Genomic DNA, 3,432 nt, shown 5'->3' on the forward strand with positions numbered 1-3,432 from the left:
TTTCTGCCCCTGAAGTTTTTAAAATAATTTGGTTGAGGCTACCGAACAATTCATCAAGCTGAATTTTACTGGATAAAGCTTGAGCAGCTTGCACAATAGAGGCGAAATCAAGGGCCTCGGAAATACTCGTGCTGCTGGTGCTGGAAGTCTGCGAAGAGTGGGTAATCGTTGCTAGCGTCTCTAGAGGATTAAAGCGAAGTTTGGGCTGATTCAGGATGGGATGAAGTAATTGGGGATAGCGTTGTTCTAGGTCTTCTATTTTGGCTAGTGCTCCCCAGCGGGCATAACAGTAATATGCTTCCTGCATATAGCTGGCGGCGACTTTTTCTTTGCCCCATTCCCAGTAGAACTTGGCAGCTAATTCGTTGGCTAATCCTTCCTCTTGGATATAACCGTTTTCCTTGGCTCCTTTAACTGCAAGATCGTAAAATTCTAGAGCTTCTGTTTTGCGAGCAAGAACGCGATGTTTTTCAGCTTCAACTAAATGATATTTGTGCAAGTAATTCATGGGACCATAATCTGCCCAGTCTTTTAGCTTGGCTTGATTTTCTTGCATTCGCTGCCATCGCGGCTCTGACTCGGACATCGATGCAGGCGGAGTGGCCAGCACGTTCAGAGAATCATAGAAGTAGAAGATCGGTTCAACGATACTTCCCATCCCTCCCGCCAAATAATGTCGCGTTTGAGCGGCATCGTGTTCTGCTTTAGCAAAGTCTTCCAACCAGTAATTCAATGTGAATCGATACAAGTAGAAGAAAGATAGTCGGTAAAAATCGACTTTGGCCTCAGCCAGGACTTTTTCTTCATAGGCATCTTGGCGTAAGGGAATTTCGTCCTCTGACTGACCCAAGAGAATTTGAGCCGCCTGCCAGTACGCCAACACACAGTTTGCTGCTGTGACTTGGTGGAGGTCGCACAACTGTTGGTAATAGGCGCGAATTTGCGGTTCGAGTTCAGCGAGCGGTTGACCGTACCAATAAGCATTGAAACAGTACAACTGGGCGTCGTATCCCATAAATTCTAGATTGCCTGTTTCTAATCCAGCTTGATAGCCATCGAGAAGAATGGGCAGCGTTTCTTGCAAATGGATCGTCCAAGAACCCACATAGGCCCCCATTAACATGGCGGTGGCGGCTCGAATGTTTTTGGCATCGGGTTCTAAGGCGAGTTGGTATCCTAATTGCCCAAACTGAGGCACCATTGTCATGTCGCCCCACAGCATCCTCAGTTGGAAGGCGTAACCCACGTAGCAAAAAGCTGAAACCGGACTATTGCCGAATTGGATGGACAACTTAACCTGGAGTGCCACGACCAGGAAATAAAGCTTGGTGCCGGACATATAACAGACGGGTGTTAGGCGAGCCGCATTTTGCATAATGGCGAGTTGCTGAGGGTCGCTCATTTTCGGCAGATGAAAGAATGATTCAATAGAGCGACCTTCAATTAAGGCATCAATTTCTTGCTTCAACTGCCGAATATCGTCTAGGGTTGGTTCATTTGGTAGGTTTACGCCTAACATTTGGAAGACTGATTGACCGATCGCGATCGCCTCAACAAATTTATTGCGGGCTACCAATGCCTGGATTTTGACTTGATAAACTTGGACCTGTTCTAAAGGTGTTTTCGCATGATGAATCACCGCTTCAATCCACTGGTGCATCTGCTCAAAATCCCCGGCCAAAAAAGCCACCTCAGCAGCCAAGTCGTACAGAGATAGGGTGATTTCATACTGCCCTTGCCAAGCGTCTGTTCCTAGCAGTTTCAGCCCCACTGTGGCATATTCGCGGGCTGCTTGATAGGCAGTTGCCAATCTCGCTTTGCGGCAAGCAGTTAGGTTGAGTTGAGCGAGTTCCTCCCTTTCCTGCCGATCCACAACCAGTGTGGTTCCATAGTTCAACTGATTGACTAATTCAAAAATGCGTTCTTCTCTAGCTTCTGCTGAAATTTGTTGCAGGAGTAATTGCCCGATGTGATAATGGGCGATCGCGCGTTCTTCTTCCGGAATCAAAGAATAAGCGGCTTGTTGGACGCGATCGTGCAAGAATCGATAGGAAACTGTTTGAGAAGTAGCGCGATCGATATTTTCTTCTTCCCCTACATAAAATTTATAAACCTCACTCTGAGGTAAAACAAAACCTTCCTGTAAAGTTTTCCACAATGCCGTTGCCGTTTCCGTCTCCGAAATTTGCGAAACAATTGCTAATGTTGTCAGATCGAACTGATTGCCAATGCAAGCGGCTAATTTTAAAACTGACTGAGTTTCAACTGGCAATTTCTGTAACTGCTGCGCCATGAATTCAACTACATCATCCGTCAGTGCTGCTTCTGTAATTTTGCTAATATCGCACTGCCAATATCCTTCTTTAATCTCAAAACTAATCAATTCATCTTGATGCAATGCCTTGAGAAACTGCGTCGCAAAAAATGGATTTCCTTTTGTCTTCTGATACACTAATTCCGTCAGCGGTTCTGCTAACTTAGGATCACAATTCAGCGTATCTGCTACTAATTGATTCAAACTGGTTCGAGCCAGAGGTGCAAGTGTGATGGTATTGACAGTTGCCCCTGTTTTAGTGACTTCATCTAAAGTCAACATCAAGGGATGGGCAGCGGAAACTTCATTGTCTCGATAGGCTCCAATTAGTAGCAGGTGACTGGATTGGGATTCACCTACGAGCAACTGCATCAACTTTAAAGATGCCGAATCCGCCCATTGTAAGTCATCCAGAAACATCACTAAGGGATGCTCTTTTGTGGTAAAGACAGAGATAAATTTTTGGAAGAGCAAATTGAATAGATTTTGAGCAGCTATCCCTGATAATTCTGGGGCTGGGGGTTGTTGTCCGATAATCAGTTCTAGTTCGGGAATGACTTCAATAATGACTTGTCCGTTGTCACCAATGGCTGCTAAAATTTTGGTTTGCCATGCTTGGAGTTGGAGATCGCTTTCACTGAGCAATTGTGTCATTAAATCGCGGAATGCTTGCACAAATGCCGAAAAGGGAATATTGCGATTGAACTGGTCAAATTTACCTTTACTGAAATAGCCATGCTTTCGGACAATGGGTTTGTGAACTTCATTGACTACAACAGTTTTTCCGATGCCGGAAAAGCCTGCAACGAGCATCATTTCGCTGTTCCCTTGTGCTACTCGTTCAAAGGCTTCTAAAAGTTGCTGTATTTCTCGTTCTCGACCGTAAAGTTTTTCGGGAATCAGGAAGCGATCGCTGATGTCGTGCTGTCCTAACTCAAAAGTTTCAATGTTTTCAGTTTCTTGGCACTGCTGCAAACACCTTTCTAAGTCATGTTTCAATCCCAAGGCACTTTGATAGCGAGCTTCAGCATTCTTTGCCATCAGCTTCATCACCATATCTGAAAGCACCTGCGGAATTTCTTTGCTGTTTATTGAAGGAGGTTGTTTGGCAATATGGC

General features: G+C 45.1%; 1 protein-coding gene. It reads right to left on the reverse strand.

Going from position 1 to position 3,432, the window contains the following annotated elements; all coding sequences use genetic code 11:
- Nucleotides 1-3,432 (reverse strand): ATP-binding protein (locus E5S67_RS31480; protein ID WP_172193339.1); only part of this gene is annotated, 3,432 nt, incomplete at both ends.

Source organism: Microcoleus asticus IPMA8 (genome assembly GCF_013179805.1).
Lineage (GTDB): Bacteria > Cyanobacteriota > Cyanobacteriia > Cyanobacteriales > Microcoleaceae > Microcoleus > Microcoleus asticus.